This window comes from Polaribacter sp. BAL334 (assembly GCF_015767435.1).
Taxonomy (GTDB): Bacteria; Bacteroidota; Bacteroidia; order Flavobacteriales; family Flavobacteriaceae; genus Polaribacter.
On record NZ_JADWOV010000301.1, the window covers coordinates 228,931 to 254,506 of the forward strand.

The 25,576-nt window shown below is 32.0% G+C and carries 20 protein-coding genes, 1 tRNA gene and 1 pseudogene; 16 read left to right on the forward strand and 6 right to left on the reverse strand.

The features are described 5' to 3' along the window. Nucleotides 1-27: 27 nt before the first annotated feature. From IU405_RS10515 to IU405_RS10525, 3 genes and pseudogenes are all read left to right on the forward strand, one after another. Complete coding sequence (locus IU405_RS10515) at nt 28-2,778, forward strand: TonB-dependent receptor (protein WP_197438565.1); 2,751 nt, start codon at nt 28-30, stop codon at nt 2,776-2,778. Between the two features lie 74 nt (nt 2,779-2,852). Continuing rightward, nucleotides 2,853-3,614 (forward strand): hypothetical protein, encoded by a 762-nt coding sequence (locus IU405_RS10520; protein WP_197438566.1) that lies wholly within the window; start codon nt 2,853-2,855, stop codon nt 3,612-3,614. 9 nt (nt 3,615-3,623) lie between these two features. After that, nucleotides 3,624-4,313: pseudogene (locus IU405_RS10525) on the forward strand (ATP-binding cassette domain-containing protein); the annotation flags it as partial. 36 nt (nt 4,314-4,349) lie between these two features. Here IU405_RS10525 and dnaE read toward each other — a convergent pair. Next, the gene (dnaE, locus tag IU405_RS10530; RefSeq protein ID WP_197438568.1) at nt 4,350-8,675 is read right to left on the reverse strand and encodes a DNA polymerase III subunit alpha; all 4,326 of its coding nucleotides are present in this window, start codon (nt 8,673-8,675) and stop codon (nt 4,350-4,352) included. Nucleotides 8,676-8,906: 231 nt separating this feature from the next. Between dnaE and IU405_RS10535 the strand changes: the two genes are divergently transcribed. The 3 genes from IU405_RS10535 to IU405_RS10545 all read left to right on the forward strand — a co-directional run bounded on the left by IU405_RS10535 (nt 8,907) and on the right by IU405_RS10545 (nt 10,082). Beyond that, nucleotides 8,907-9,431, forward strand: coding sequence for a 30S ribosomal protein S16 (locus tag IU405_RS10535; RefSeq protein WP_197438569.1), 525 nt, complete (start codon nt 8,907-8,909; stop codon nt 9,429-9,431). A 16-nt stretch (nt 9,432-9,447) separates the two neighbouring features. Further along, entirely contained in the window at nt 9,448-9,975 is a 528-nt protein-coding gene (rimM, locus tag IU405_RS10540) for a ribosome maturation factor RimM (RefSeq protein WP_197438570.1), read from the forward strand. 20 nt (nt 9,976-9,995) lie between these two features. Next, a tRNA-Ser gene (locus IU405_RS10545) sits at nt 9,996-10,082 on the forward strand. An 86-nt stretch (nt 10,083-10,168) separates the two neighbouring features. Here the strand turns inward: IU405_RS10545 and IU405_RS10550 are convergent. Then, complete coding sequence (locus IU405_RS10550; protein ID WP_197438571.1) at nt 10,169-10,567, reverse strand: hypothetical protein; 399 nt, start codon at nt 10,565-10,567, stop codon at nt 10,169-10,171. Nucleotides 10,568-10,674: 107 nt separating this feature from the next. Between IU405_RS10550 and IU405_RS10555 the strand changes: the two genes are divergently transcribed. Continuing rightward, nucleotides 10,675-11,397: a tRNA1(Val) (adenine(37)-N6)-methyltransferase gene (locus IU405_RS10555; protein WP_197438572.1), complete on the forward strand. Its 723-nt coding sequence runs from the start codon at nt 10,675-10,677 to the stop codon at nt 11,395-11,397. On the opposite strand, the gene IU405_RS10560 is transcribed toward IU405_RS10555, so the two are convergent. Next, nucleotides 11,398-12,768 (reverse strand): saccharopine dehydrogenase family protein, encoded by a 1,371-nt coding sequence (locus tag IU405_RS10560; RefSeq protein WP_197438573.1) that lies wholly within the window; start codon nt 12,766-12,768, stop codon nt 11,398-11,400. A 71-nt stretch (nt 12,769-12,839) separates the two neighbouring features. Here IU405_RS10560 and IU405_RS10565 point away from each other — a divergent pair, with 71 nt between their 5' ends. From IU405_RS10565 to IU405_RS10590, 6 genes are all read left to right on the forward strand, one after another. Next, the gene (locus tag IU405_RS10565; protein WP_197438574.1) at nt 12,840-13,220 is read left to right on the forward strand and encodes a DUF423 domain-containing protein; all 381 of its coding nucleotides are present in this window, start codon (nt 12,840-12,842) and stop codon (nt 13,218-13,220) included. An 82-nt stretch (nt 13,221-13,302) separates the two neighbouring features. After that, the gene (gene pckA, locus IU405_RS10570) at nt 13,303-14,913 is read left to right on the forward strand and encodes a phosphoenolpyruvate carboxykinase (ATP) (RefSeq protein WP_197438575.1); all 1,611 of its coding nucleotides are present in this window, start codon (nt 13,303-13,305) and stop codon (nt 14,911-14,913) included. Between the two features lie 100 nt (nt 14,914-15,013). After that, nucleotides 15,014-16,237 carry an Nramp family divalent metal transporter gene (locus IU405_RS10575; RefSeq protein ID WP_410896750.1) on the forward strand — a complete coding sequence of 408 codons (1,224 nt, stop codon included), beginning with the start codon at nt 15,014-15,016 and terminating at the stop codon, nt 16,235-16,237. 3 nt (nt 16,238-16,240) lie between these two features. Next, entirely contained in the window at nt 16,241-16,963 is a 723-nt protein-coding gene (gene pxpA, locus IU405_RS10580; protein ID WP_197438577.1) for a 5-oxoprolinase subunit PxpA, read from the forward strand. After that, on the forward strand, nt 16,963-17,691 hold the full coding sequence (gene pxpB, locus IU405_RS10585) for a 5-oxoprolinase subunit PxpB (RefSeq protein ID WP_197438578.1): 729 nt from the start codon (nt 16,963-16,965) through the stop codon (nt 17,689-17,691). The genes pxpA and pxpB overlap by 1 nt, the downstream gene beginning before the upstream one ends. Then, the gene (locus IU405_RS10590) at nt 17,684-18,535 is read left to right on the forward strand and encodes a biotin-dependent carboxyltransferase family protein (protein ID WP_197438579.1); all 852 of its coding nucleotides are present in this window, start codon (nt 17,684-17,686) and stop codon (nt 18,533-18,535) included. Before pxpB ends, IU405_RS10590 begins: the two co-directional genes overlap by 8 nt. A 63-nt stretch (nt 18,536-18,598) precedes the next feature. On the opposite strand, the gene IU405_RS10595 is transcribed toward IU405_RS10590, so the two are convergent. The 3 genes from IU405_RS10595 to IU405_RS10605 form a co-directional block, all read right to left on the reverse strand. Then, nucleotides 18,599-21,028 carry a sodium-translocating pyrophosphatase gene (locus IU405_RS10595; RefSeq protein WP_197438580.1) on the reverse strand — a complete coding sequence of 810 codons (2,430 nt, stop codon included), beginning with the start codon at nt 21,026-21,028 and terminating at the stop codon, nt 18,599-18,601. Nucleotides 21,029-21,147: 119 nt separating this feature from the next. Continuing rightward, the gene (locus IU405_RS10600) at nt 21,148-21,663 is read right to left on the reverse strand and encodes an inorganic diphosphatase (protein WP_231749673.1); all 516 of its coding nucleotides are present in this window, start codon (nt 21,661-21,663) and stop codon (nt 21,148-21,150) included. Nucleotides 21,664-21,805: 142 nt separating this feature from the next. Next, a complete protein-coding gene (locus IU405_RS10605) occupies nt 21,806-22,789 on the reverse strand; it encodes a pyruvate dehydrogenase complex E1 component subunit beta (protein ID WP_197438581.1) in 984 nt (327 codons plus the stop codon). A 220-nt stretch (nt 22,790-23,009) separates the two neighbouring features. On the opposite strand from IU405_RS10605, the gene IU405_RS10610 reads away from it, so the two are divergent. The 3 genes from IU405_RS10610 to IU405_RS10620 all read left to right on the forward strand — a co-directional run bounded on the left by IU405_RS10610 (nt 23,010) and on the right by IU405_RS10620 (nt 25,570). Next, the gene (locus tag IU405_RS10610) at nt 23,010-23,756 is read left to right on the forward strand and encodes an electron transfer flavoprotein subunit beta/FixA family protein (protein ID WP_197438582.1); all 747 of its coding nucleotides are present in this window, start codon (nt 23,010-23,012) and stop codon (nt 23,754-23,756) included. A 60-nt stretch (nt 23,757-23,816) separates the two neighbouring features. Beyond that, nucleotides 23,817-24,779 (forward strand): electron transfer flavoprotein subunit alpha/FixB family protein, encoded by a 963-nt coding sequence (locus IU405_RS10615; protein ID WP_197438583.1) that lies wholly within the window; start codon nt 23,817-23,819, stop codon nt 24,777-24,779. A 185-nt stretch (nt 24,780-24,964) separates the two neighbouring features. Continuing rightward, nucleotides 24,965-25,570: a bifunctional nuclease family protein gene (locus IU405_RS10620; protein ID WP_197438584.1), complete on the forward strand. Its 606-nt coding sequence runs from the start codon at nt 24,965-24,967 to the stop codon at nt 25,568-25,570. The last annotated feature ends 6 nt before the right edge of the window (nt 25,571-25,576 follow it).

Genomic DNA, 25,576 nt, shown 5'->3' on the forward strand with positions numbered 1-25,576 from the left:
TCTGAAAAAAATAATCAAACCAAACAAATGAAAAAAATTTTAGTAATCGCCATTTTTATGGTGACGTGTATTACAACTGCCCAAGTAAAATTGACGGGTGTTGTAAAAGATTCTATTGGAGTTCCTCTTGAAATGGCAAATGTAATTGCGATTGACAACAATACAAAAGCAATTGCTTCCTATGGTTTTTCTGATGCCAAAGGGTTTTTTAGACTTGATTTGAAAAACAACACTTCATATAATGTGAAAATTAGTTACATAGGATTTAAAGAAATTTCTACGACCATTAATACTACCACTGTTGATGTTGTAAAAAACTTCACCATGAAAGAAGACAACATGTTGGATGGAATCAATATTGTATCAAAAATGCCTGTTACAATTAGTGGAGATACCATTTCATACAACGCAGATTCTTTTAAAAACGGTACAGAACGAAAACTAGAAGATGTGTTGAAAAAATTACCAGGAGTTGAAATCAATGCTGCTGGTCAAATTGAAGTAGAAGGAAAAGCTGTTGAAAAAATTACCATTGATGGAAAAGATTTTTTCAGTGGAGATACCAAATTGGCAACCAAAAATATTCCTTCAAATGCGATTGACAAAATTCAAGTATTGCGTAACTTTTCGGATGTGAGTCAATTGAGTGGCGTTCAAAACAATGAAGACAGAGTTGCCATCAATATCAAATTAAAAGAAGGAAAAAAGAATTTTTGGTTTGGTGATGTTACAGCAGGAATTGGAGATGCTCCAAACGAAACTTTGTATCTTTTTCAGCCAAAATTATTTTATTACACGCCAAAATATACCTTAAATGTTATTGGAGATGTCAATAATATTGGAGAAGTTGTTTTAGATAGAGGAGATTTGAGAAGTTTTGGCGCCAATTTTCAAAGTCAAAGTCCTTCAAACGGAACCAATATCAATATTGCAGATGCTGGAATTGGGTTTTTAACGGCGAATGCTAGAAATGCGAATAAAATTGAAACCAAATTATCAGCTTTCAATTTCAGTTACTCACCCAATAAAAAACTGAATTTAGGTGGATTTTTGATTTTTTCAAGCAACACCAATGGTCAAAGAAATATTAATACGATAGATTATGTTGATCCAAATACTCCTGATGATTTAGTTGATAATACCACCAATCAAACAAGTAATACTGGATTATTTCGATTTACGTCTATCTATAAAAAAGATATTAATAATCAAATGAATTATAATATTGCAGGTCGTTTTTCAAATGAATTTAAAACCGATAATATAAATTCTCAAGTATTAAGTGACATTACTGAAACAGAAAATGCGACTCCTTTTACCATCAATCAAGATTTAAGTTATTTCTATACAGCAAGTGAAAAAAGTATTTTTGCTTTAGAAATCAAACATTTACTGCAAGATGAAGATCCATTTTATATTGCATCTCTAGAAAATAATCCAAACAATAATGACGATGCAAACAATGATGGTTTTGATGATGCTGCTGAAACGTTAGGATTGGATAGAAGCAATCTATTTTATAATTTGGAACAAGACAGACGTGTAAAAACCAATCAAATGGACGCAAAATTAGATTATTATTATATTCTAAATTCGGTAAGTAATTTGAACTTTGTAGCAGGAACTATTTTGAGCAATCAAAATTACAATTCTCGTTTTTTCCAAATTTTAGATAATGGAGATGAGTTTACGCCAAATCCAACAATTCCTGGAGTTGTTGATCCACAAACAACCAATGACACTGAATATAAATTTGCTGATATTTATGCAGGAGTAAGATATCGTTTAAAAGCAGGAATTTTTACGATTACTCCTGGATTTACAGTACACTCTTACAATTCACAAAACACACAATATGGCACTGAATTTTTCCAAGATAAATTTTTCCAAGTATTGCCTGAGTTTAATGTGATAGCTCAATTTAAAAGAAGTGAAAGTTTGAATTTTACATACAGACAGCAAGTTAATTTTACAGATGTAAATCAAATTGCGAGAGGGATTGTTGCAAGCAGGTATAATTCATTCTTTTCAGGAAATGATGAATTAATAAATGCTAGTTTTCATAATATAAGGTTGAATTATAGAAGTTTTAATTTATTCAATAATAGCAATGTTTTTGCAGGTTTAAATTATACTAAAACCATAAACCAAGTAAATAGTAATACTATTTTTCAGCCAGGTTCTGTAGTTTCTAGTAGTACATCTATTAATTCTCCATTAGATAATGAATCTTTTACGGCTTTTGGAAATGTAAGTAAAACCATCAAAAAAATTACAGGAAGATTGGGAGGTAATTTTAATTATAATAAAAGCTACCAATTTATCAACTCTTTAGAAAACACGAATGAAAATATTTCAAGAGGAATTAATACTAGAATTGGAACAAATTTCACAAAAGCACCAAATGTTAATTTGAGTTATAATGTTTCATTCATAGATCAGAAAAACAGTGCAAGAAATGCTGATATTAAAACTGTCAGACATATACCATCTATTGATTTTGATGCATATATTTGGAATTCTTTAACTGTAAAAACGGATTTTTCTTACAACGAAACAAGACAAGAAGGAAATGTTATAAATTCATTCAAAATATGGAATGCGTCTTTTGCTTACAGAAAAGACAAAGATGCAAAATGGGAATACGAATTGGTTGGGAGTAACTTATTGGCAACTGGATCAAATTTAAATGTAAATCAGAATATTATTTCATTTAGCATTAACGAACGTTTCATCTTACCAAGGTTTGTAAGTTTAAGAGTTCGTTATCAATTATAATATCAAATCAAAATTACAAACAAATGGCTCAAATTTTTTGAGCCATTTTTGTTTAGTTTCCTTATTTTCGCAGCATGAGTGTAGTTGCATCAAAATCTTCTTTATTCACAACTTACAAAACCCTTGGATTTTTGTATTTGTTTTTTATTGTTGGACTATTTTTAGATAGTTTTTACATGGTGAAAATTACTGAAAATGCACAGTTTTATGCCAATACTTTGATGATTATCGTGTTTGGTATCATTTTTTTTAGAGTTCATCATCGACTCAAAGAAAACATGATTGCAGCAGTTATCATTGCTTATTTTGGAGAATATTTATTTTCAATATTGATGGGAATGTACACTTATAGATTGGAAAATGTACCACATTACGTTCCTTTTGGTCATGCACTTGTATATGTAGCTGTTTTGTGTTTTTCAAAAGCAACCTCTATAAAAATCCACCATCAATTTTTAGAGCGATTTTTTACTATTTTTATTTTTATATATGCCACTGTTTTTCTGATTTTTAAAAATGATGTTTTTGGATTTGTGATGACAATTGCTACATTATTCATTTTAAGAAAAAAACCCAGAGAACGACTTTTCTATTTGACAATGTATCTTACTGTAGTGGTTTTAGAATTGATAGGAACGTATTACAAATGTTGGTATTGGCCAACTACAGCTTGGGGAATTTTTGATTTTTTACCCAGTCATAATCCTCCAAGTGGCATTAGTTTCTTTTATTTTTTATTAGATTTGGGCACACTTTGGTTTTATAAACAACGTCACAAATTGGCTTGGAAACGCATGAAAAATATTCGTAAAATCAAACTACAAACTTCAACTTAAAAGAAAAAAATGTCAATCAAAGTTACATCCCTTTCAAAAAATTATGGCACTCAAAATGTGTTGAATGACATTTCATTTGAGGCGAAAAATGCTCAAATTATTGGTTTTTTAGGTCCTAATGGTGCAGGAAAATCCACCATGATGAAAATTTTGACAGGATATTTAAAACCTGATGAAGGAGAAGTTTTTATTGATGAGATTGATGTGTTGAAAAACCCTTTAGAAGCTCAAAAAATAATTGGGTATTTACCCGAACACAATGCTTTGTACACGGATATGTATGTGCGTGAATATCTAAATTTTTGCAGTTCGATTCATAAAATGGAAAATTTGGAGAACATTACTGTAAAAGAACAAATTGAAAATTGTATCGGAAAAGTAGGTTTGACAACAGAAGCTCATAAAAAAATTCATCAACTTTCTAAAGGATATCAACAAAGAGTGGGCATTGCAGCTGCCATTTTACACAATCCATCAATACTGATTTTAGATGAACCAACTACAGGGTTAGACCCCAATCAATTAGTAGATATTAGAACTTTGATTAAAGAATTGGGAAAAGAAAAAACAGTATTATTTTCTACACATATTATGCAAGAAGTAGAGGCAGTTTGTGATCGTGTGTTGATTATCAATAAAGGAACATTGCTGTTAAATGAATCTATAAAAAACCTAAAAGGAAAAAGTTTAGAGTCCGTTTTTAGAGAAATAACGAACTCTTAATTTTTATCAAAATCAATTCAATTTATAATTGATTTGCTGTTTTTGCAAGATATCCAACAACGAACTTGAAACGCCTATTTTTGTATTTCTACTGGGTAGATTTACCTCAATATTTTCCATTTCATCCCAAATAGTAAACTTTAAAGATTTTTTTCCAGGATTATTTTTTAGGATGGTTTCTAAGTTTAAAATTGTATCTTCTTTCAAATTTTCTATTGGAATATTGATCGTGAGTTTTTCGCAATATGTATCTAAAACTTCGGTTAGCAATTTAAAATCATTGAAAGAAATACTCACTTCATCATTGTAATAATTCTTTTTAAAAGTTGCTTTGACGTACACAAAATTATTTAAAGATAAAAAATGTTTGAATTTTAGATAATCTTCTTTAAAAATTCGGAATTCGTAATTGTCATTATAATCCTCTAAAACAAAGGAAGCCCAAGGATTTCCAGTTTTAGAAACTCGATGTTGAACATCAGTAATGATGCCTGCAAACGAAATATTTTTGCCTGCAAATTCTTTCAAATCTTCTTTAAAAATCGACAAATTGGTATTGCAAAAAGCCATTTCATTTCTAAAATCGTCTAAAGGATGTGCAGAAATATACATACCAATCACTTCTTTTTCCTGACTCAACAACTCCATTGTTCCCCAAGTTTCGCAATTCGGAATTTCAGGTTCAGGAAATTGAATTGTTGAAGCTTCTCCGAAAAGTGAAACTTGAGTTGCATTTTTATTTTCTTGAAATTTACTTCCATATTTCATGGCACGTTCTAAAAAGGTGACTCCTTTTTCATCCAAAGCAAAATATTGTGCTCTGTGCGTATTTGTAAATGAATCAAAAGCGCCTGCTTTTACCAAACTATCAAAGGCTTTTTTGTTGGCAACACGCAAATCTGCACGTTTCGCCAAATCAAAAATCGAAGCATACGAACCATTTTCTTTGCGTTCATCAATAATTGATTTTACGGCATGTGCTCCAACACCTTTAATGGCTGCCATTCCAAAACGAACAGCTCCTTGCTTGTTTACAGAAAATTTCAAATACGATTCATTGATATCAGGTCCTAAAACTTGCAATCCCATTCGTTTGCATTCTTCCATAAAAAAAGAAACTTGCTTGATGTCATTCATATTATTTGACAAGACAGAAGCCATGTATTCAGCAGGATAATGCGCTTTTAAATAAGCTGTTTGATAAGCAATAAAAGCGTAACAGGTAGAATGACTTTTGTTGAACGCATAACTTGCAAAAGCCTCCCAATCTTTCCAGATTTTCTCTAATTTTTGCGCATCATGACCATTTGCAGCAGCTTGTTCAATGAATTTTGGTTTCATTTTATCCAAAACAGCCGCTTGTTTTTTACCCATCGCTTTTCGCAAAACGTCAGCTTCCCCTTTTGAGAAATTTGCCAATTTTTGTGATAGTAACATCACCTGCTCTTGATACACTGTAATTCCATACGTTTCAGCCAAAAATTCTTCCATGTCAGGCAAATCATATTCAATTTCTTCAGTGCCATGTTTTCGGTTGATGAAAGATGGAATATATTCCATAGGTCCTGGTCTGTATAAGGCATTCATGGCAATTAAATCTCCAAAAACAGTCGGTTTTAAAGAGCGCATGTGCTTTTGCATTCCTGGAGATTCGTATTGAAAAATACCCACAGTTTCGCCTTTTTGAAATAATTCGTAGGTTTTTTCATCATCCAAAGGAAAAGAATCAGGATCTAATTCTTTGCCATGTCTTGCTTTGACAATTTTGACAGTATCTTTGATTAATGTTAGGGTTTTTAATCCTAAAAAATCCATTTTCAACAATCCTGCAGATTCTACAACAGCATTGTCAAATTGTGTTACATACATGTCAGAATCTTTTGCCAAAGCTACAGGAACATAATTCGTAATGTCTCCAGGAGTAATGATCACTCCACAAGCATGCGTTCCTGTATTTCTTACAGAACCCTCTAAAATAGTGGCTTTGTTTACTGTTTCTGAAGCTAGATTTGAACCTTCAGAAAGCTGTCTTAATTCCTCAATCAAGAGTTTGTCTTCTGCACGAAGTCCATCAATTTTTGATTTATTTCGTTCGTCATTACTAAAAATATTCTGAAGTTTGATGACATTTGGAATCAATTTTGCAATTCTATCTGCCTCAAATAATGGCAAATCCAATACTCTTGCAGTATCTCTGATAGATGATTTTGCTGCCATAGTTCCATAGGTAATTATCTGTGCAACTTGATTGGAACCGTATTTTTGAATCACATAATCCATGACTTTACTTCGTCCTTCATCATCAAAATCGATATCAATATCGGGCATGGAAACACGTTCTGGATTCAAGAAACGCTCAAAAAGTAAATCGTATTTGATGGGATCAATATTGGTAATCCACAAACAATAAGCAACCACAGATCCTGCTGCTGAACCACGTCCTGGACCCACTGCAACTCCCATATTTCGTGCTTCTCTGATAAAATCTTCTACAATTAAAAAGTAACCAGGATATCCTGTTTTTTCAATAACTTCTAGTTCAAAATCAAGGCGTTCTTTTAAGGAATCAGTCAATTCTCCATATCTTTTTTTCGCACCTTGATACGTTAGATGTCTCAAATAACTATTTTCTCCTCTCTTGCCTCCATCAATCAAATCTTCTTGAGAGTGAAATTCTTTGGGGATATCAAAAGCAGGTAATAAAACCTCTCTTGCCAATGAAAAAATTTCAATTTTATCAACAATTTCTTGCACGTTACTAATTGCCTCAGGAATATCAGCAAAAAGTTTTTTCATTTCTTCAGTAGATTTGAAATAATATTCTTCGTTTGGCAATCCATATCTATAACCACGACCTTTTCCTATAGGTGTTGCTTGTTTTTCGCCATCTTTTACACACAATAAAATATCGTGTGCATTGGCATCTTTTTTATCTAAATAATACGTATTGTTTGTAGCAACAATTTTGATGTCGTGCTTTTTTGAAAATTTCAGCAAGGTTTCATTTACAATATTTTCATCTTGCTGATTGTGGCGCATCAACTCTAAATAAAAATCATCTTTAAATTCTTGTTTCCACCAAAGTAGGGCTTCTTCTGCTTGTAATTCACCTAGATTTAAAATTTTATTTGGAATTTCGCCATATAAATTTCCAGACAATACAATAATATCCTCCTTATATTTTTTGATGATTTCTTTGTCTATTCTTGGCACATAATAAAATCCATCAATAAATGCGATGGATGACATTTTTGCCAAATTATGATAGCCATTTTTGTTTTTTGCTAATAATACAACCTGAAAACCATTGTCTTTGATGGATTTGTTTTTATGATCATCACAGATATTAAATTCACAACCAACAATGGGTTTGATTTGATGTTCAGAAATTTTATTATGATTCAAAACAGTGCTTACAAAATGAAAAGCAGCCATCATATTTCCAGTATCGGTCATGGCAACTGCAGGCATTTTATCTGCAACAGCAGCTTTTACAAGTGCATCAATTTGAATAGTTGATTGCAACACCGAAAATTGTGTATGATTGTGTAAATGTGAAAAGGAACTATTTTTTAATTCTGATAAACCTTCTGAAGTTGTTTTGGATGAAATATCCTCTTTTACTTTTTCAAGACGTTTTCGAATCTTAGTACTTTCTTTTTTTAAATTAACATGTTCAATTCCAATTACTTGAATTGTTAAGGGATTTTTTTCTCTAAAAATTGTAAAATAGGAATCATCAACATGTAATTCATTTTTGCTGAATTCACCCAAACGAATTAACTCGAAAAAACAACGAGTTGTCGCTTCAACATCCGCAGTTGCATTGTGCGCTTCTTCAAAATCAACATTGAAAAGATGTTTGTGCAATTCAGTTAAGGTGGGTAATTTAAATTTTCCTCCACGACCACCAGGAAGTTTGCAAAGCGAAGCTGTTTTTTCGGTACAAGTATCTAAAATGGGTAGTTTTGTTAAATTGTTTTGAATTCCCAATCTATGAAACTCACAGCCCATAATATTGATATCAAAACCTACATTTTGCCCGACAATAAAAGTGGTTTTTTGTAAAGCTTCGTTGAATAATTCTAGTCCTTTTTGCAGTGAAATTCCTTGTTCCTCAGCCAATTCTGTTGAAATACCATGAACTCTTTCTGCATCAAAAGGAATATTAAATCCTTCAGGTTTCAGTAAAAAATCATTTCTGGAAATTAAATTTCCAAATTCATCATGCAGTTGCCATGCAATTTGAACACATCTAGGCCAGTTGTCAGTATCAGTAATTGGTGCATTCCAACTTTTAGGTAATCCAGTAGTTTCTGTGTCAAAAATTAAATACATATTTGGCTTTTGCTTTGAAAATTAAGAACTTTAAAAATACAAAATCATACTAGAAAATCAGGTTGCTTTTTGGGGTGATTTATTAACATTTTTTCAGATTTTTAATTCCCTTTTTAATTGGTTGATTTTAAGTTGATAGAATCAAAAATAGTTGTATATTTGCGCCCACTTATCACGAGTTGGTAAAATTAGTATGAACCGAGGTCGAGAACCTTACAAAATCAATACATTATGTCTGTAAAAATTAGATTACAAAGACACGGAAAAAAGAACAAACCTTTCTTTTGGATTGTTGCTGCTGACGCACGTTCAACAAGAGATGGTCGTTACTTAGAAAAATTAGGGACTTATAATCCAAACACAAATCCTGCAACTATTGATTTAGATGTTGATGGAGCTGTAAAATGGTTGCAAAATGGTGCACAACCTACTGATACTGCAAAAGCAATTTTGTCGTATAAAGGAGCATTATTGAAAAATCATTTGGCTGGTGGAGTTCGTAAAGGCGCTTTAACTCAAGAGCAAGCAGCTGAAAAATTCAATGCTTGGTTAGAAGAAAAAGGAGCAAAAGTTACTTCAAAATCAGAAGGATTGACAAAAGCTCAAGCTGATGCAAAAGCAAAAGCATTGGCTGCTGAAAAAGCTGTAAATGAAGCAAGAATTGCTGCAGCTGCTAAAGTAGAAGAAGTTGCTGAGGAAGTTGCTGAAGTAGAAGCAGCTGTTGAAGAAACTACTGAAGAAACTACAGCAGAATAAAACTTTTTATACGATAATGCGTAAAGAAGATTGTTTTTATTTAGGCAAAATCGTCAGAAAACACAGTTTTAAGGGTGAAGTTGTTATCAAATTAGATACTGATGAGCCTGAGTTGTACATAGAAATGGAATCAGTTTATGTCGATTTTGGCAATAACTTGGTTCCATTTTTTATTGAGAAAAGTTCATTACACAAAGGAAATCAATTGCGTGTTCGATTTGAAGATGTGAATTCTGAGGCTGATGCTGATGCTATTTTAAAATCGGATATTTATTTGCCATTAACATTACTGCCAAAACTAACGGGAGATCAATTTTATTTTCATGAAATTATTGGCTTCAAAGTAGTGGATAGGATTTTTGGTGAAGTTGGTATCATTGTAAAAATTAATGAAACTGCTGCTCAACCACTTTTTGAGATTGACAGGGAAGGAAAAGAAATTTTTATTCCAATGGTTGATGAATTTATCAAAAAAGTTGATAGAGCTAATAAAACAATCGAAGTTCAAACACCTGAAGGTTTAATAGAACTTTACTTATCCTAAACATTAAATTTAGGACCACTAGAGAGGTGCAAGAGTGGTTGAATTGGCTACCCTGGAAAGGTAGTATACTGGTAACGGTATCGAGGGTTCGAATCCCTTCCTCTCTGCAAGAAATCACAAAATAAAATAACAAAAACCCACTAAGTTATTCAGTTTAGTGGGTTTTTAAATTGTATCAATATGACACTAAAATTTAAATGTTTTTCTTCGATTTAATGTCATAATTAAATCGAATTGTTACATATTCGTTGCCATTTCCAGTTTTAGACTCATCTATGATAACTTCGTCATTTACTGAAATTTTCAAAGTAATTTTTGATGGTATATTATTATTTCTGTAAACTTCTCCAGCTATATATCTATAATTATAATTTTCCAAAATAATTATCACAGGTTCTGGATTTCCTGATGAATCGTATGAAATTGGATAAGGTTTCCAGTTGTATGTATCTGTTTGATATTCGTAGTAGGTGATAAATATCTCATCATTTGCTATTTCCGATGAAGTTACTTCTATTTTTATGGTATTATCAGTCAAAGTCTCTTCTTCAATTACAGTTTCAGCTGTGGTGCATGAGATAATAAGTATCAATAGAATTAATATTTTTTTCATGATTTTTTGATGATTTCTGGGTACTTACAAATATAATTATTTAAAAGGAATTTACTTTTAGTATTTTAAATTATTAATTTTACCAAATGAATAAACCTTTTCAATTCAAAGAATTTATCATTCATCAGGACAAAACAGCTATGAAAGTGGGGACTGATGCTGTATTGTTAGGTGCTTGGATTTCCTTGAAATACTATCCTGATAAAATTTTAGATATTGGTTCAGGAACTGGAATCATTTCTTTGATGTTGGCACAACGTTCTGATGCTGAAACTATTGATGCCATTGAGATTGATGAAAATGCGTATGAACAATCTGTTGAAAATTTTGAAATTTCTGATTGGGGAAATCGTTTGTATTGCTATCACTGTTCATTTCAAGATTTTGTTGATGAGATATCTGATGAGGAAGAAACGTATGATTTGATAGTATCAAATCCACCATTTTATACAGAGGATTCTGAATCAGAAAATGAAAGTAGAAACAAAGCACGATTTACAAGTTCATTATCATTTGAAGATTTGTTGCTAGGTGTTTCAAAAATTTTATCTCAAAGCGGATTTTTTTCGGTAATAATTCCCTTTAAAGAAGAAGAAAACTTTATGAAAATTGCAAATGAAAATCAATTGTTTTTGAATGAAGTTTGTAGAGTTCAAGGAAATCCTACTTCAGAAATAAAGCGAAGTTTATTGACTTTTTCTTTCCAAAAATCAGCGATTCAAAAATCACATTTAATTATCGAAACTAAGCGTCATCAATACACAAAAGAGTATATCAATATGACGAAAGATTTTTATCTGAAAATGTAATTATCCTATCACATTATTTGGATTATATCCTAAATAAGGAACTTCTCTCTCCATAAATTGAATGCCACAATTTTCCAATTCCGTTAAAATAGGTTCATATACTTCTTTCGAAATTGGCAATTGAACTCCGGGATTTTTTATGTCATTTTTCAGGATTTTAATAGCAGCAATTGCAACTGGCAAACCCACTGTTTTTGCCATAGCTGTATAGGTTTGATTTTCTCCTAATACAACTAAACTGCTTTCAATTTGATGTTTTTTTCCATTCAATTCATAACCAAAAAGATGTTGCATCACAATCATATCTTTGTCATTTTCTTGCAAAGTCCATGAATTTTCTAGAATTTTTTGCAACATTTGAGCTGGAGTTGCGTTTTTTAAACCAATTTTTTTGAAATGATTAAATAGGTCTAATTCCACTAATTTTTCCCATATCAAATCATCCTGATCTATTTTTAAATAGGAACGCAATTTTAATTCAACAGAATCCGAGGGTGAATAGGCTAAAAAAAGATTTACAAAATCTCTGTAACTCATGTGTTCAGAATTTTCGATTTTATATGAATCATCAGTCATTCCCAATTGTACAAAAATATTCCAAGCTCTTGAAAAACCAATTTTTCTAATAGTTCCTCTATACATGGTAGGAATGTCGTCCAAACCATAAATACTTCTATATTTTAAGGAGTCTCTGTTGGCATAGGCTTCAAATTTTCCATAATCTTTGATGTTTAAAAATTCGGTTCTTCTGAATAATTTATGATACGGAATATATTTATAAGTTCCTTCTTGTATAAACATGGCAGCACCACCTTGACCAGCCAAAACCACGTTTCTTGGATTCCAAGTAAATTTATAATTCCACAAATTCGTGTCACTTTCAGGCGCAACCAAACCACCACAAAACGATTCAAAAAGCAACATTTTTCCGCCACTTTCTCTTATTTTATTGATTATTTTCATTGAACTCATATGATCTATTCCAGGGTCAAGTCCTATTTCATTCATAAAAATCAGGCCACTTTTTTTCACATCTTCATGTAACGTTTTCATTTGCTCAGAAATATATGAAGCTGTTACTAGATGTTTTTTGAATTGCAAACAGTCTTTTGCCACTTCAAAATGCAAATGTGCAGGTAACATTGAAATCACCAAATCAGACTTTTTGATTTCATTTTTTCGTTCATATTCATTGAAAATATCCAATAAAATTGCTTTTGCTCTATGATGATTATTGATAAGTTTCAGAGGATTTTCGAGTGAAATGTCACCAATTACTAATTGGAAATCTTCTTTATATGTGTTTTCCAATAAGTATGTAATCAAAGAAGAGCTTGATTTTCCTGCACCAATAATCAGTATATTTTTCATAAAGAAAGCTGTATTTTTGTGATGCTACTAAGATACTATAATTGTTTAAAATTTAACAAAAAGAACTTATTATGTTTAAAAATTTAATTATTGCCTGTTTTTTTGGTGTAACAGCCATCATTTTAGGTGCTTTTGGGTCTCATGCATTGAAAGAAATTTTAACTTCAGAACAATTATTGAGTTTTGAAACAGGCGTGCGTTATCAAATGTATCATGCAATTGTGTTGCTTTTTGTAGCAATTTTTGATGGTTTATCAGTACAACAAAAACGATTTGTCAATGGCTTTTTTTATGCAGGAATTTTGTTTTTTTCAGGATCAATTTATCTGATTCAATTGACATCAATATCTGCCAAATCTATTTGGTTTATCACTCCTTTAGGAGGTTTATTTTTGATTTTTGGATGGTTGACAATGATTGTGCTTTTCGTAAAGAAAGCAATCTCAAAATAATAAATCAATAATTTTGAACTGAAAAGTTAAGTTTTTGTAATTTTTTCATAATTTTGCACCAATAAAATAATATAAAATTGAAATGGTAGATATCAATACGAAATCGATTTCGTTAAAAAATCTTGGAATCAATAATGCTACAATTCGCTATCAATTGACTTCCAATGAGTTGCATGATGAAACGATTCAAAAAGGTCAAGGAGAAATATCTTCTTTAGGAGCGATTGCAGTCAACACAGGCGAATTTACAGGAAGGTCTCCTTTGGACCGTTTTATTGTAAAAGATGCAATCACTGAAAATGAAGTTTGGTGGAGTAATATCAATATTCCTTTTTCTCCAGAGAATTTTGATAAATTATACGATAAAGTAGTCTCTTATTTATCTGAAAAAGAGCTCTTTGTAAGGGATTGTTTTGCTTGCGCAGACGAAAACTACAAACTTTCTATTCGTGTTGTAAATGAGTATCCTTGGAGTAATATGTTTGCTTATAACATGTTTTTACGTCCATCAGAAAATGAATTAGAAAATTTTTCCCCAGATTGGACTGTGATAAATGCTCCAGGATTTTTAGCAAATGCTACTGAAGACGGAACAAGACAGCACAATTTTGCCATTTTAAATTTTTCAAGAAAAATTGCTTTAATTGGTGGAACTGGATATACAGGCGAAATCAAAAAAGGAATTTTTTCAGCTTTGAATTTCATACTTCCAGTTTACAAGAATACGCTGCCAATGCATTGTTCTGCAAATGTTGGAAAAGAGGGAGATACAGCCATTTTCTTTGGATTATCTGGAACAGGAAAAACAACTTTGTCAACAGATCCTAACCGAAGTTTGATTGGAGATGATGAACATGGTTGGACTTCAGAAAATACGATTTTCAATTTTGAAGGAGGATGCTATGCAAAGGTGATTAATTTGTCACAGGAAAATGAACCTGAAATTTATGCAGCCATCAAAAAAGGAGCATTGCTAGAAAATGTTGTTTTGAAACCAAATGGAGATGTTGATTTTTCTGATATATCCATCACCGAAAACACGAGAGTAAGTTATCCTTTATATCATATTGAAAATATTCAAAACCCTTCTATTGGAAAAAATCCAAAGAACATATTTTTCTTAACAGCTGATGCTTTTGGAGTGTTGCCTCCAATCTCTAAGTTGACTCCTGCACAAGCTGCGTATCATTTTATTTCTGGGTATACAGCAAAAGTAGCAGGTACTGAAGCAGGTGTTACAGAACCTGTTCCAAGTTTTTCAGCGTGTTTTGGAGCGCCTTTTATGCCCTTACATCCAACAAGATATGCTGAAATGTTGAGCCAAAAAATGAAGGAAGCAGGTGTCAATGTTTGGTTGGTGAATACAGGTTGGTCTGGAGGAAAATATGGTGTTGGAAAACGAATGCCGTTAAAATATACAAGAGCAATGATTACGGCTGTTTTAAATGGAAGTTTAGGGGATTATACGTATGAAAATTATCATATTCACTCCGTTTTTGGAGTTGCTCAGCCAAGAACTTGTCCTGGAGTTCCAACAGAATTATTGAGTCCTAGAACTACTTGGAATAATGATCAGGCATACTATGAAACAGCATTTACGTTGTCCAATGCTTTTAGAAAAAATTTCAAACAATACGAAGAGTATGCGAATGAAGAAATCCGAAGAGGAGGTCCTCAGCGCTATGCTTTTTAATTATTGGTAAGTTGTTTTTGTTTAGGCAAAGCACCTCATTTTGAGGTGCTTTTTTTGTTTAAAAAAAACTATCTTTAAGGTTTTAATTCAAATCAGTTTGATGAAAAAATGGTTTCAAAATAGTGGTCCTGCAACGTTAATTGCAGCTGCATTTATTGGTCCAGGAACGGTAACAATTTGCACAATTGCTGGAGTAAATTTTGGATTTCATTTGTTGTGGGCAATGTTGCTTTCCATTTTCGCAACCATTATTTTACAAGAAATGGCAGCAAGAGTTGGGATTATTTCTCAAAAAGGCTTGTCAGAAGTTGTGAAACAAGAAATCAAAAATCCAATTTTTAAAAAGATAATCATAGGTCTCATTTTAACGGCAATTGTGATTGGTAATGCTTCTTATGAAGCTGGAAATATCAGTGGTGGAATTTTAGGTTTGGAAACTATTTTTGGACAATGGATTTTTACAACAGATCTTTTTTCAGTGAATTTAATGAGCATTTTAGTAGGAATAATTGCTTTTATTTTACTGTATATTGGCAATTATAAATTTCTTGAAAAAGCGTTAATTTCATTCGTTTTATTAATGAGTTTTTCCTTTTTAATTACTGCAATAATTACCAAACCAAATTTGCTTGAAGTCTTTCAAGGATTGCTTATTCCATCACTTCCTGAACAAAGTTTATTGACCGTTATTGGTTTGATTGGCACCACAGTTGTACCCTATAATTTGTTTCTTCATGCATCTTTAGTAAAGGAAAAATGGAAGACAAAAGAAGATATTTTGCATGCTAAAAGAGATACCATAATAGCTGTGGGTTTGGGAGGTTTAGTTTCTATTTCTATCATAATTTCTGCAGCTGCAATTTCAACAAATGAGGTTTTAAACGCAACAGATTTGGCATTAGGTTTAGCGCCTTTGTATGGTGATTTTGCCAAATATTTTTTAGCAATTGGATTGTTTTCAGCCGGAATTACTTCTGCAATTACTGCGCCTTTAGCTGCTGCTTTTGTAGCCAAAGAATGTTTTGGTTGGCAATCGAATTTGACATCAAAATCTTTTAGAGCTGTTTGGATGACGATTCTGTTTTTGGGCGTTATTTTTGCTTCTGTAGGAATAAAACCGTTAGAAATTATCAAATTTGCTCAAATAGCAAATGGATTTTTATTGCCAATAATCACTGCAATTTTATTGTGGATAATGAATAAAAAGTCGGTTTTAGGCAATTTTACAAACACAAAAATTCAAAATATTTTCGGATTTTTTATTTTTCTCATTACTATTTTTTTAGGTTTAAAAATGATTTTGAAAGTGTTTAATTTATTTTAAAAAATGATAGATTTCAATTGTGATGTTGGCGAAGGAATTGCAAACGAGCATTTATTAATGCCACATATTACTTCTTGCAATATTGCTTGTGGAGGTCATTTTGGAGATGAAAATTCCATCGATAAAACCATACTTTTAGCTCTCAAAAACAATGTTTTGATTGGTGCACATCCTTCTTTTCCTGATAAAGAAAACTTTGGAAGAAAATGGATGCACATTTCAGATGAAAATCTTTCTAAAAGTATTCAAGATCAGATGGATTTATTTTTAAAAAGAATGTCTTTCCACAACGCAAGATTACATCATATAAAGCCTCATGGAGCGTTGTATAATGCCATAGCAATTGATGAAAATTTGGCAAAAATATTTGTAAAATCGATTTTAAAATATTGTAAAAATATTTTTTTATATGTGCCATATCAATCTGAAATAGAGAAAGTTGCGATTGAAAATAACATTAAAATTATATATGAAGCTTTTGCCGATAGAAATTATAATGACGATTTGACCTTGGTCAATAGAACTCATGAAAATGCAATCATAAAAGATAAAGAAGCCGTTTTTCAGCATGTTTCAAAAATGGTTTTTGAGAGAAAAGTAAAAACAATTTCAGGAAAAGAAAAAGACATTAAAGCAGCAACTTTTTGTGTACATTCAGATACCGAAAATGCCGTTGAAATTGTGAAATATGTATCAGAAAAATTTAAAAATCAAGTTTCAATTTAATGTATCAACTTCAATACAAACCTTTTGGAGAAAAAGCCATTTTAATAGAATGGCCAGTTACAATTTCTGAATTGATTTTAGATGATATTTTGATTTTCAAATCAAAAATTATTGCACAGAAAAAGAGTTGTATTGCTGATATCATTGTTGGATACCATTCATTAACAATAGTATTTAATTCACATTTTATCAACTATACAGATGAGATTTCTATTTTAAAATCAATTTACAATTCTGATATAAAAAGTGCTAAAAAATTCCATCATTTATGGGAAATTCCAGTTTGTTATGATGACGAATTTGGATTGGATTTGGAAGAAATTTCAAAGAAAAAGAATCTTTCAAAAGAAGCAATAATACAACTCCATTCTCAACCAATTTACACTATTTTTTTTATTGGTTTTTTACCTGGATTTTTATATTTGGGAGGTTTGGATTCTCAATTATTTATGGATAGAAAATCCAATCCACGTTTGCAAATTGACCAAGGTTCAGTAGGAATTGGCGGGAAACAAACCGGAATTTACCCTTTGAATTCTCCTGGAGGATGGAATATCATTGGAAAAACACCCTTACTTTTTTTTGATGCGGAAAGTGAAAAACCTTGTTTTGCAACCTCTAAAGATTTTATAAAATTCATTCCAATTTCGAAAGAAGAGTTTTATGAAATTCAAAGAAAAGTACATAACAAATCTTATCAAATTTCAAAAAAAAGTATCCATGATTAAGATTTTACATCCAGGGTTTTTCAATACTATTCAAGATAAAGGTAGGGTAGGTTTTGCTGAATTTGGAGTTCCTATTTCTGGAGCAATGGATTCTTTTTCAGCAGATTTGGCAAATCATATTTTGAATAATTCACTAGAAAATGCATTGTTAGAAATTACTTTTGGAGGATGTTCATTACAATTTCTCGAAAATACGATAATTTGTATTTCAGGAGCTGATTTTTTAGCCATGTTGAATGATACTAAAGTTAGTTTGAATACCCAAGTTGAAATTCGGAAAAATGATGTGTTGACTTTCGGAAAAAGAATTTTTGGTTCTTATGCGTATTTGGCTGTAACAGGAGGTTTTCAATCGGAAATAAAGCTGAAAAGTCGGAGTTTTTTTCAGAATATCACCAATGAACATCTTTTGAAAAAAGGAGATTTACTTCCGATTTCGTCCATAAATAAAGAATATTCAATTTCAAATGCAAGTATAAAATTCTCGAAACATCATTTTGAATCAAAAGAAATATATTGCTATAAAGGGCCAGAATTTGAAATTTTGACTGATTTTCAGCAAAAAGCACTTTTCGAGAAATCCTTTACAATCTCAAAAGAAATCAACAGAATTGGCTATAAATTGAATGAATTCATTGAAAATAATTTACCACAAATTTTGACTTCCGCAGTTTTGCCAGGAACTGTTCAACTTGCCCCTTCAGGAAAATTGATTGTTTTAATGAGGGATTGTCAAGTCACAGGAGGGTATCCAAGGATATTACAATTGAGCGAAAATAGCATCAATCAATTTGCTCAAAAAACCACCAATGATACTTTTCGTTTTTCACTTTTAGAAAATTAATCACATAAAAAAATCGCTTAGAAATGAATCTAAGCGATTTTTAATGTAAATATTTTTCAGCAACTATTTTAATTTAATAGTAATATCACTATTCTTAGTTACTTTATTTTCTTTTATATCAACTGATTCAATATCACCAATTTCTTTAGCTCTTTTTTCAATTTCTTCCAACGTTCCTGAAATTGTTTCAGTTTCTGTAAACGTTTTTCCGTTTACGGTTTTCGTTGTAACGATGATTGCAGAAGCTAATTGTTTGTTTTGTGGATTAACAGTTACTTTTATTTCTTTATTAATGTATTCATTAAATTCAGAAATTTCAGCTGTATGACCACCTAAAATTGGCGCAATTACTAGTCCAATCAAACAAGTTAATTTGATTAAAATATTCATTGAAGGACCAGAAGTGTCTTTGAAAGGATCTCCCACAGTATCACCAGTTACAGCTGCTTTATGAGCATCAGAACCTTTATATGTCATTTCACCATTGATCATCACTCCAGCTTCAAAAGATTTTTTAGCATTGTCCCAAGCACCACCAGCATTGTTTTGGAAAACTGCCCAAAGTACACCAGAAACAGTAACTCCAGCCATATAACCACCTAACATTTCAGCAATTAATTGGTTATTGTCACCATACACTAATTTGCCCAAAAGTACAATTGCAATTGGAAAACCAATAGTTAAAATACCAGGCAACATCATTTCACGTAAGGCAGCTTTTGTAGAAATTTCAACACATTTACCATATTCAGGTTTTCCAGTTCCTTCCATAATTCCTGGAATTTCTTTGAACTGACGACGCACTTCATACACCATATCCATTGCAGCTTTTCCAACAGAATTCATAGCTAATGCAGAGAAAACCACAGGAATCATACCTCCTACAAATAGCATTGCTAAAACTGGCGCTTTGAAAATATTGATTCCGTCAATTCCTGTAAAGGTTACATATGCAGCAAACAAAGCCAAAGAAGTTAATGCTGCTGAAGCAATCGCAAAACCTTTTCCAGTTGCTGCAGTTGTGTTACCTACAGAATCTAAAATATCAGTTCTTGTACGAACTTCTTTTGGTAATTCACTCATTTCAGCGATTCCACCTGCATTATCAGAAATTGGTCCGAAAGCGTCAATCGCTAATTGCATAGCTGTTGTTGCCATCATTGCAGATGCTGCTAATGCCACACCATAAAAACCTGCAAAAGCATACGAAGCCCAAATTGCAGCAGCAAATAACAATACTGTTGGAAATGTTGAAATCATTCCAGTTGCCAAACCAGCAATCACGTTTGTTCCTGCTCCTGTTGAAGATTTTTGAACAATTGCCAACACTGGTTTTGTACCTAAACCTGTATAATATTCCGTTACCGAAGAAATTACTCCACCAACAACTAAACCAACAATTGTTGCATAAAACACTCTTATTGATGATATTTCTTTAGCTCCTTCTCCATAGAATTCCATAGTCATTACTTCTGGTAACATAAAATCTACTAGGAAAAAACATGAAATCAATGTTAAAATAATAGAAACCCAATTCCCAATATTTAATGCTCCTTGAACTTGTTTTTCTTTGGCATCATCACTTGAAATTTTCACTAACATTGTTCCAATGATAGAGAATAAAATCCCAAAACCAGCAATTGCCATTGGTAGTAAAATTGGACCAATTCCGCCAAAAGCGTCATTGATACTTCCTCCCATATCTTTAATCACATAGTTTCCTAAAACCATGGCAGCCAATACTGTAGCTACATAAGAACCAAATAAATCTGCTCCCATACCAGCAACATCTCCTACATTATCTCCCACATTATCTGCAATTGTAGCAGGATTTCTTGGATCATCTTCTGGAATTCCAGCTTCTACTTTTCCAACTAAATCTGCTCCAACATCTGCTGCTTTTGTATAAATTCCTCCTCCAACTCTTGCAAATAAAGCAATTGATTCAGCTCCTAAAGAGAATCCAGCCAAAGTTTCTAAAACGATGGTCATTTGCTCTGTAGTTGTCCAAACACCACCCATAAAGAAATGGTAAAAGAAAATAAAGAAAGCTGTCAAACCCAAAACTGCCAAACCTGCAACTCCTAATCCCATTACTGTTCCACCACCAAAAGAAACTTTCAATGCTTGAGGTAAACTTGTACGCGCTGCTTGAGTTGTTCTAACGTTTGTTTTTGTAGCAATTTTCATTCCCATATTTCCAGCCAAAGCTGAAAAAATAGCTCCGAAAACAAATGCTACTACTATTAATATGTGTGTTGTTGGTACAATAAATGAAATCCCTGCTAATACAATACTAGCGCCAATCACAAAAAAAGTTAACAATCTATATTCTGCTTTTAAAAATGCAAGGGCTCCTTCATAGATATAATCTGAAATTTCTTTCATTTTACCATCTCCAGCATCTTGTTTTAATACCCAAGCTCTTTTAGCATACATAAAAAGTAAGCCAATAATTGCCATTACAATTGGCACATAAATCATTAATTCCATAAAGTATAGTTAATTTGATTAGTTTAAAATGGGGGTAAAAGTAATAAAATCAAAATGAAATAAAAAACCTCAAAAAGGTTTAATTTTTTGAGGTTCTTATTTTTTTAGGTACTATTTTATTAAATCGAGAAATAATTTGTCTTTTTATAGTCACTATTATTATATCTCTCAACACAATCTTTGTATATTCTTTCAGATTCAGCTGCATCTCCCCAGCCACCGACAGCAACTTTTTTCTTTTCTAAATCCTTGTAAACTTGAAAAAAATGCTCAATTTCTTTCAATCTATGTGGATTTAAATCAAAAATATCTTTTCTATTATTCCAAATTGGGTCAGAAACAGGGACACAAATTATTTTTTCATCAGGCCCTTTTTCATCTGTCATGTGAAAAACACCAATTGGTTTTACTTCCATCACACACATTGGAAAGCTTGGCTCATGACCCAAAACTAAAACATCTAGTGGATCACCATCCAAGGCCAATGTTTCAGGAACAAATCCATAATCAGCTGGATACATCATAGAAGAAAATAGCATTCTGTCAAATCGGATTTTATTCAATTTAAAATCGTATTCGTATTTGTTTCTACTTCCTTTTGGAATTTCAATAAGCACATCAAAAGTTATATTCATTTTTTTTCTTTTTATTTTCTGTTCACAAAAATAGGGATTTGTGTGTCTATAATTATGAAATTTTAATCGGATTTACGCAAAGGTTTTCGGATAGAATAAAAAAAGCCTTTCATTTTTTGAAAGGCTTTTTTTATAGTAAAATTTATTTTTTCAGATACAATACTTCTTTTACTGCTTTTACAACGTCATCCGAATTTGGAATCCATTTTTCAAACAATGCAGATGAATAAGGAGCAGGAGTATCAGCAGTTGTGATTCTTTTGATGGGTGCATCTAAAAAGTCAAATGCTTCACTTTGAATTCTGTAGGTTATTTCTGAAGAAACACTTGCAAAAGGCCAAGCTTCTTCTAGAATAACCAATCTATTTGTTTTCTTAACAGATTTAACGATGGCTGCATGATCCATAGGACGCACAGTTCTTAAATCGATAATTTCTATGGAAATATTTTCTTTTGCTAATTCATCTGCAGCTTTGTAGGCTTCTTTAATAATTTTTCCAAAAGAAACTACAGTAACATCAGTTCCTTCTCTTTTGATATCAGCAACTCCAATTGGAATCAAATATTCTCCTTCAGGAATTTCCATTTTATCACCATACATTTGCTCAGATTCCATGAAAATAACTGGATCATCATCACGAATTGCAGCTTTCAATAAGCCTTTTGCATCATAAGGATTTGAAGGTACAATTACTTTTAATCCTGGTGTATTTGAAAACCAATTTTCAAAAGCTTGCGAGTGTGTTGCTCCTAATTGACCAGCAGAAGCTGTTGGACCTCTAAAAACAATAGGGCAATTTAATTGACCTCCAGACATTTGTCTGATTTTTGCAGCATTGTTAATGATTTGATCAATTCCAACTAACGAAAAATTAAACGTCATGTATTCTACAATCGGTCTATTTCCATTCATAGCTGATCCAATGGCAATTCCGGCAAAACCAAGTTCTGCAATAGGCGTGTCAATTACCCTTTTTGGACCAAATTCATCCAACATTCCTTTACTCGCTTTGTAAGCACCATTATACTCTGCAACTTCTTCACCCATCAAATAAACGCTTTCATCTCTGCGCATTTCCTCGCTCATTGCTTCACAAATAGCTTCTCTAAATTGAACTGTTTTCATGTAAAATTAAATCTTGTATTATTTTCAATCTTGCAAAAGTAATGAATTAATTATCATTTTTTTTGAATCAATTTCAGAAACTACTCTTAAATAATTCTTCTAAAAAGCGCAATCGTTTTCGATAAATGTTAAAATCTTGAAAATTTATTATGCATGCATAGTATTTTTTAAAAAAAAGCTGTAATTTCGTTCCGTATAAAAATGATAAAATAGCCCGATTATGAAAATTTTGGTTTGTATAAGTCACGTACCAGACACCACTTCAAAGATTAATTTTACAGATAATGATACAAAATTTGATACCAATGGAGTTCAATTTGTGATCAATCCTTATGATGAGTTTTGTTTGACAAGAGCTATGTGGTTTAAAGAAAAACAAGGAGCGTCCATTACTGTTTTAAATGTTGGAAATGCCTCTACTGAACCTACTTTGAGAAAAGCTTTGGCAATTGGTGCTGATGATGCAATTCGTGTAAATGCAGAACCTACAGATGGATTGTCTGTAGCAAAAGAAATTGCAGCTGTTGTGAAAAATGGAGGGTATGATTTGGTTTTAGCAGGAAGAGAATCCATTGATTATAATGGAGGAATGGTTCCAGGAATGGTGGCTTCTTTGGTTGATTATCATTTTGTAAACGGTTGTGTAGGAGTTGAAATTGATGGAAATTCAGCTACTTTGATAAGAGAAATTGATGGTGGAAATGAAACGTTAAGCTCAACTTTACCAATGGTAATTGCTGGTCAAAAAGGAATTGTAGAAGAAAAAGATTTAAGAATTCCAAACATGCGTGGTATTATGATGGCGCGTCAAAAACCATTGCAAGTTGTTGATTCTGTGGCTTCTGAAAAAGCTACTGAAGTGCAATCGTATCAAAAACCAGCACCAAAAGGCGCTGTGAAATTAGTTGCTGCAGATAATATTGATGAATTAATCAATTTATTGCACAATGAAGCGAAAGTGATTTAAATCAAAAAAAATAACAAGAATCTGAACACATTCTTTTCAGAATTTAAAAAAATATAAAATATGTCAGTTTTAGTTTTTGCAGATGCCTCAAATGGCAAGTTTAAAAAAAGTGCTTTTGAAGTAGTTTCTTATGGAAAAAAAGTAGCAGAACAGTTGAATACAAATCTTGTTGCAGTAACTATTAATGTTACTGAAAATCAAGAATTATTTACTTATGGGGCAGAGAAAGTAGTTTCAGTTTCTGAAAGTAAGTTAACTTCATTCAACGCAAAAGGGTATTCATCCATCATAAAACAAATTGCTGATGCTGAAAATGCAACAGTAATTGTGTTGGATTCAAGTATAGATACTATGCATGTTGCGCCTTTAGTGGCAGTATCTTTGGATGCTGGGTATGCCTCAAATGTGGTAGAATTGCCATCGTCAACAAATCCTTTTACGATTAAAAGAAAGGTTTTTTCGAATAAAGGTTTTGCAAATACTGTAATTTCAACAGAGAAAAAAATTGTTGGAGTTGCAAAAAATTCTTTTGGGATTCACGAAAATCCAGTTTCAGGAATTGTTGAAAACAAAACGATTTCTTTATCAGATACAGATTTTGGGGTAAAATCAGAAAAAGTGGAAAAAGCTTCTGGAAAAGTGACCATAGCAGATGCTGATGTAGTAGTTTCTGCAGGAAGAGGTTTAAAAGGTCCAGAAAACTGGGGAATGATTGAAGAATTAGCCACTGTTTTAGGAGCAGCAACTGCTTGTTCAAAACCAGTTTCTGATTTAGGATGGCGTCCTCATGGAGAACATGTTGGACAAACAGGAAAACCTGTGGCTTCCAATTTATATATAGCTATCGGAATTTCTGGAGCGATTCAGCATTTAGCTGGTGTAAACGCATCAAAAGTAAAAGTAGTCATCAATTCTGATCCTGAAGCGCCTTTTTTCAAAGCAGCTGACTATGGAATTGTAGGAGATGCATTTCAAGTTGTGCCAGAATTAATTACAAAATTAAAAGCATTCAAAGAAGCGTAGACATTTCTTTTTGAATACTTTACCTTTTAAAACCCATTAGTTTCAACACTTTTGGGTTTTACTTTTATAAAAACTATCAAAATATCAATTTACACTAACTATTTTTATTAAATTGTGCCTCAATTCTAGCGTGAAAATTTTCAACTAATTTTCAATCGTTTTTTAGTTTTTTTGCAGAGAGATATATGAGTTTAATACAATTAACCATCAAAGGAATTTCATACAGTCAAACTCAAACTGGAGCTTATGCTTTGGTTTTGAGCGAAATAGAAGGAACAAGAACCTTGCCTATAATTATTGGTGCTTTTGAAGCGCAATCTATTGCAATAGCTTTGGAAACTGAAATCAGACCTCCAAGACCACTTACACACGATTTATTTAAGACATTTTCTGACACATTTGGTATCGTAATCAAAGAAGTGATTATTCATAAATTGGTAGATGGTGTCTTTTTTTCAAGTATGGTATGTGAGAAAAATGGCAAAGAAGTGATGATTGATGCACGAACTTCGGATGCAATTGCAATCGCTGTTCGTTTTGATGCGCCAATTTATACCTATGAAAATATACTAGACAAAGCTGGAGTGATTTTAAAATTAGAAGAGGAAATGGCTCTTGAAGGCAAGAAAGAAATCGAAAAAATTCCTGCTGATTTGAGCGATTCAAAAGAAAAATCTACTTTCTCGAAACTGACATTGACTCAATTACAAGACCAATTGCAACAAGCTGTCATCAATGAAAATTATGAATTAGCAGCAAAAATAAGAGACGAAATAAGCAAACGTTCTTAATTTACC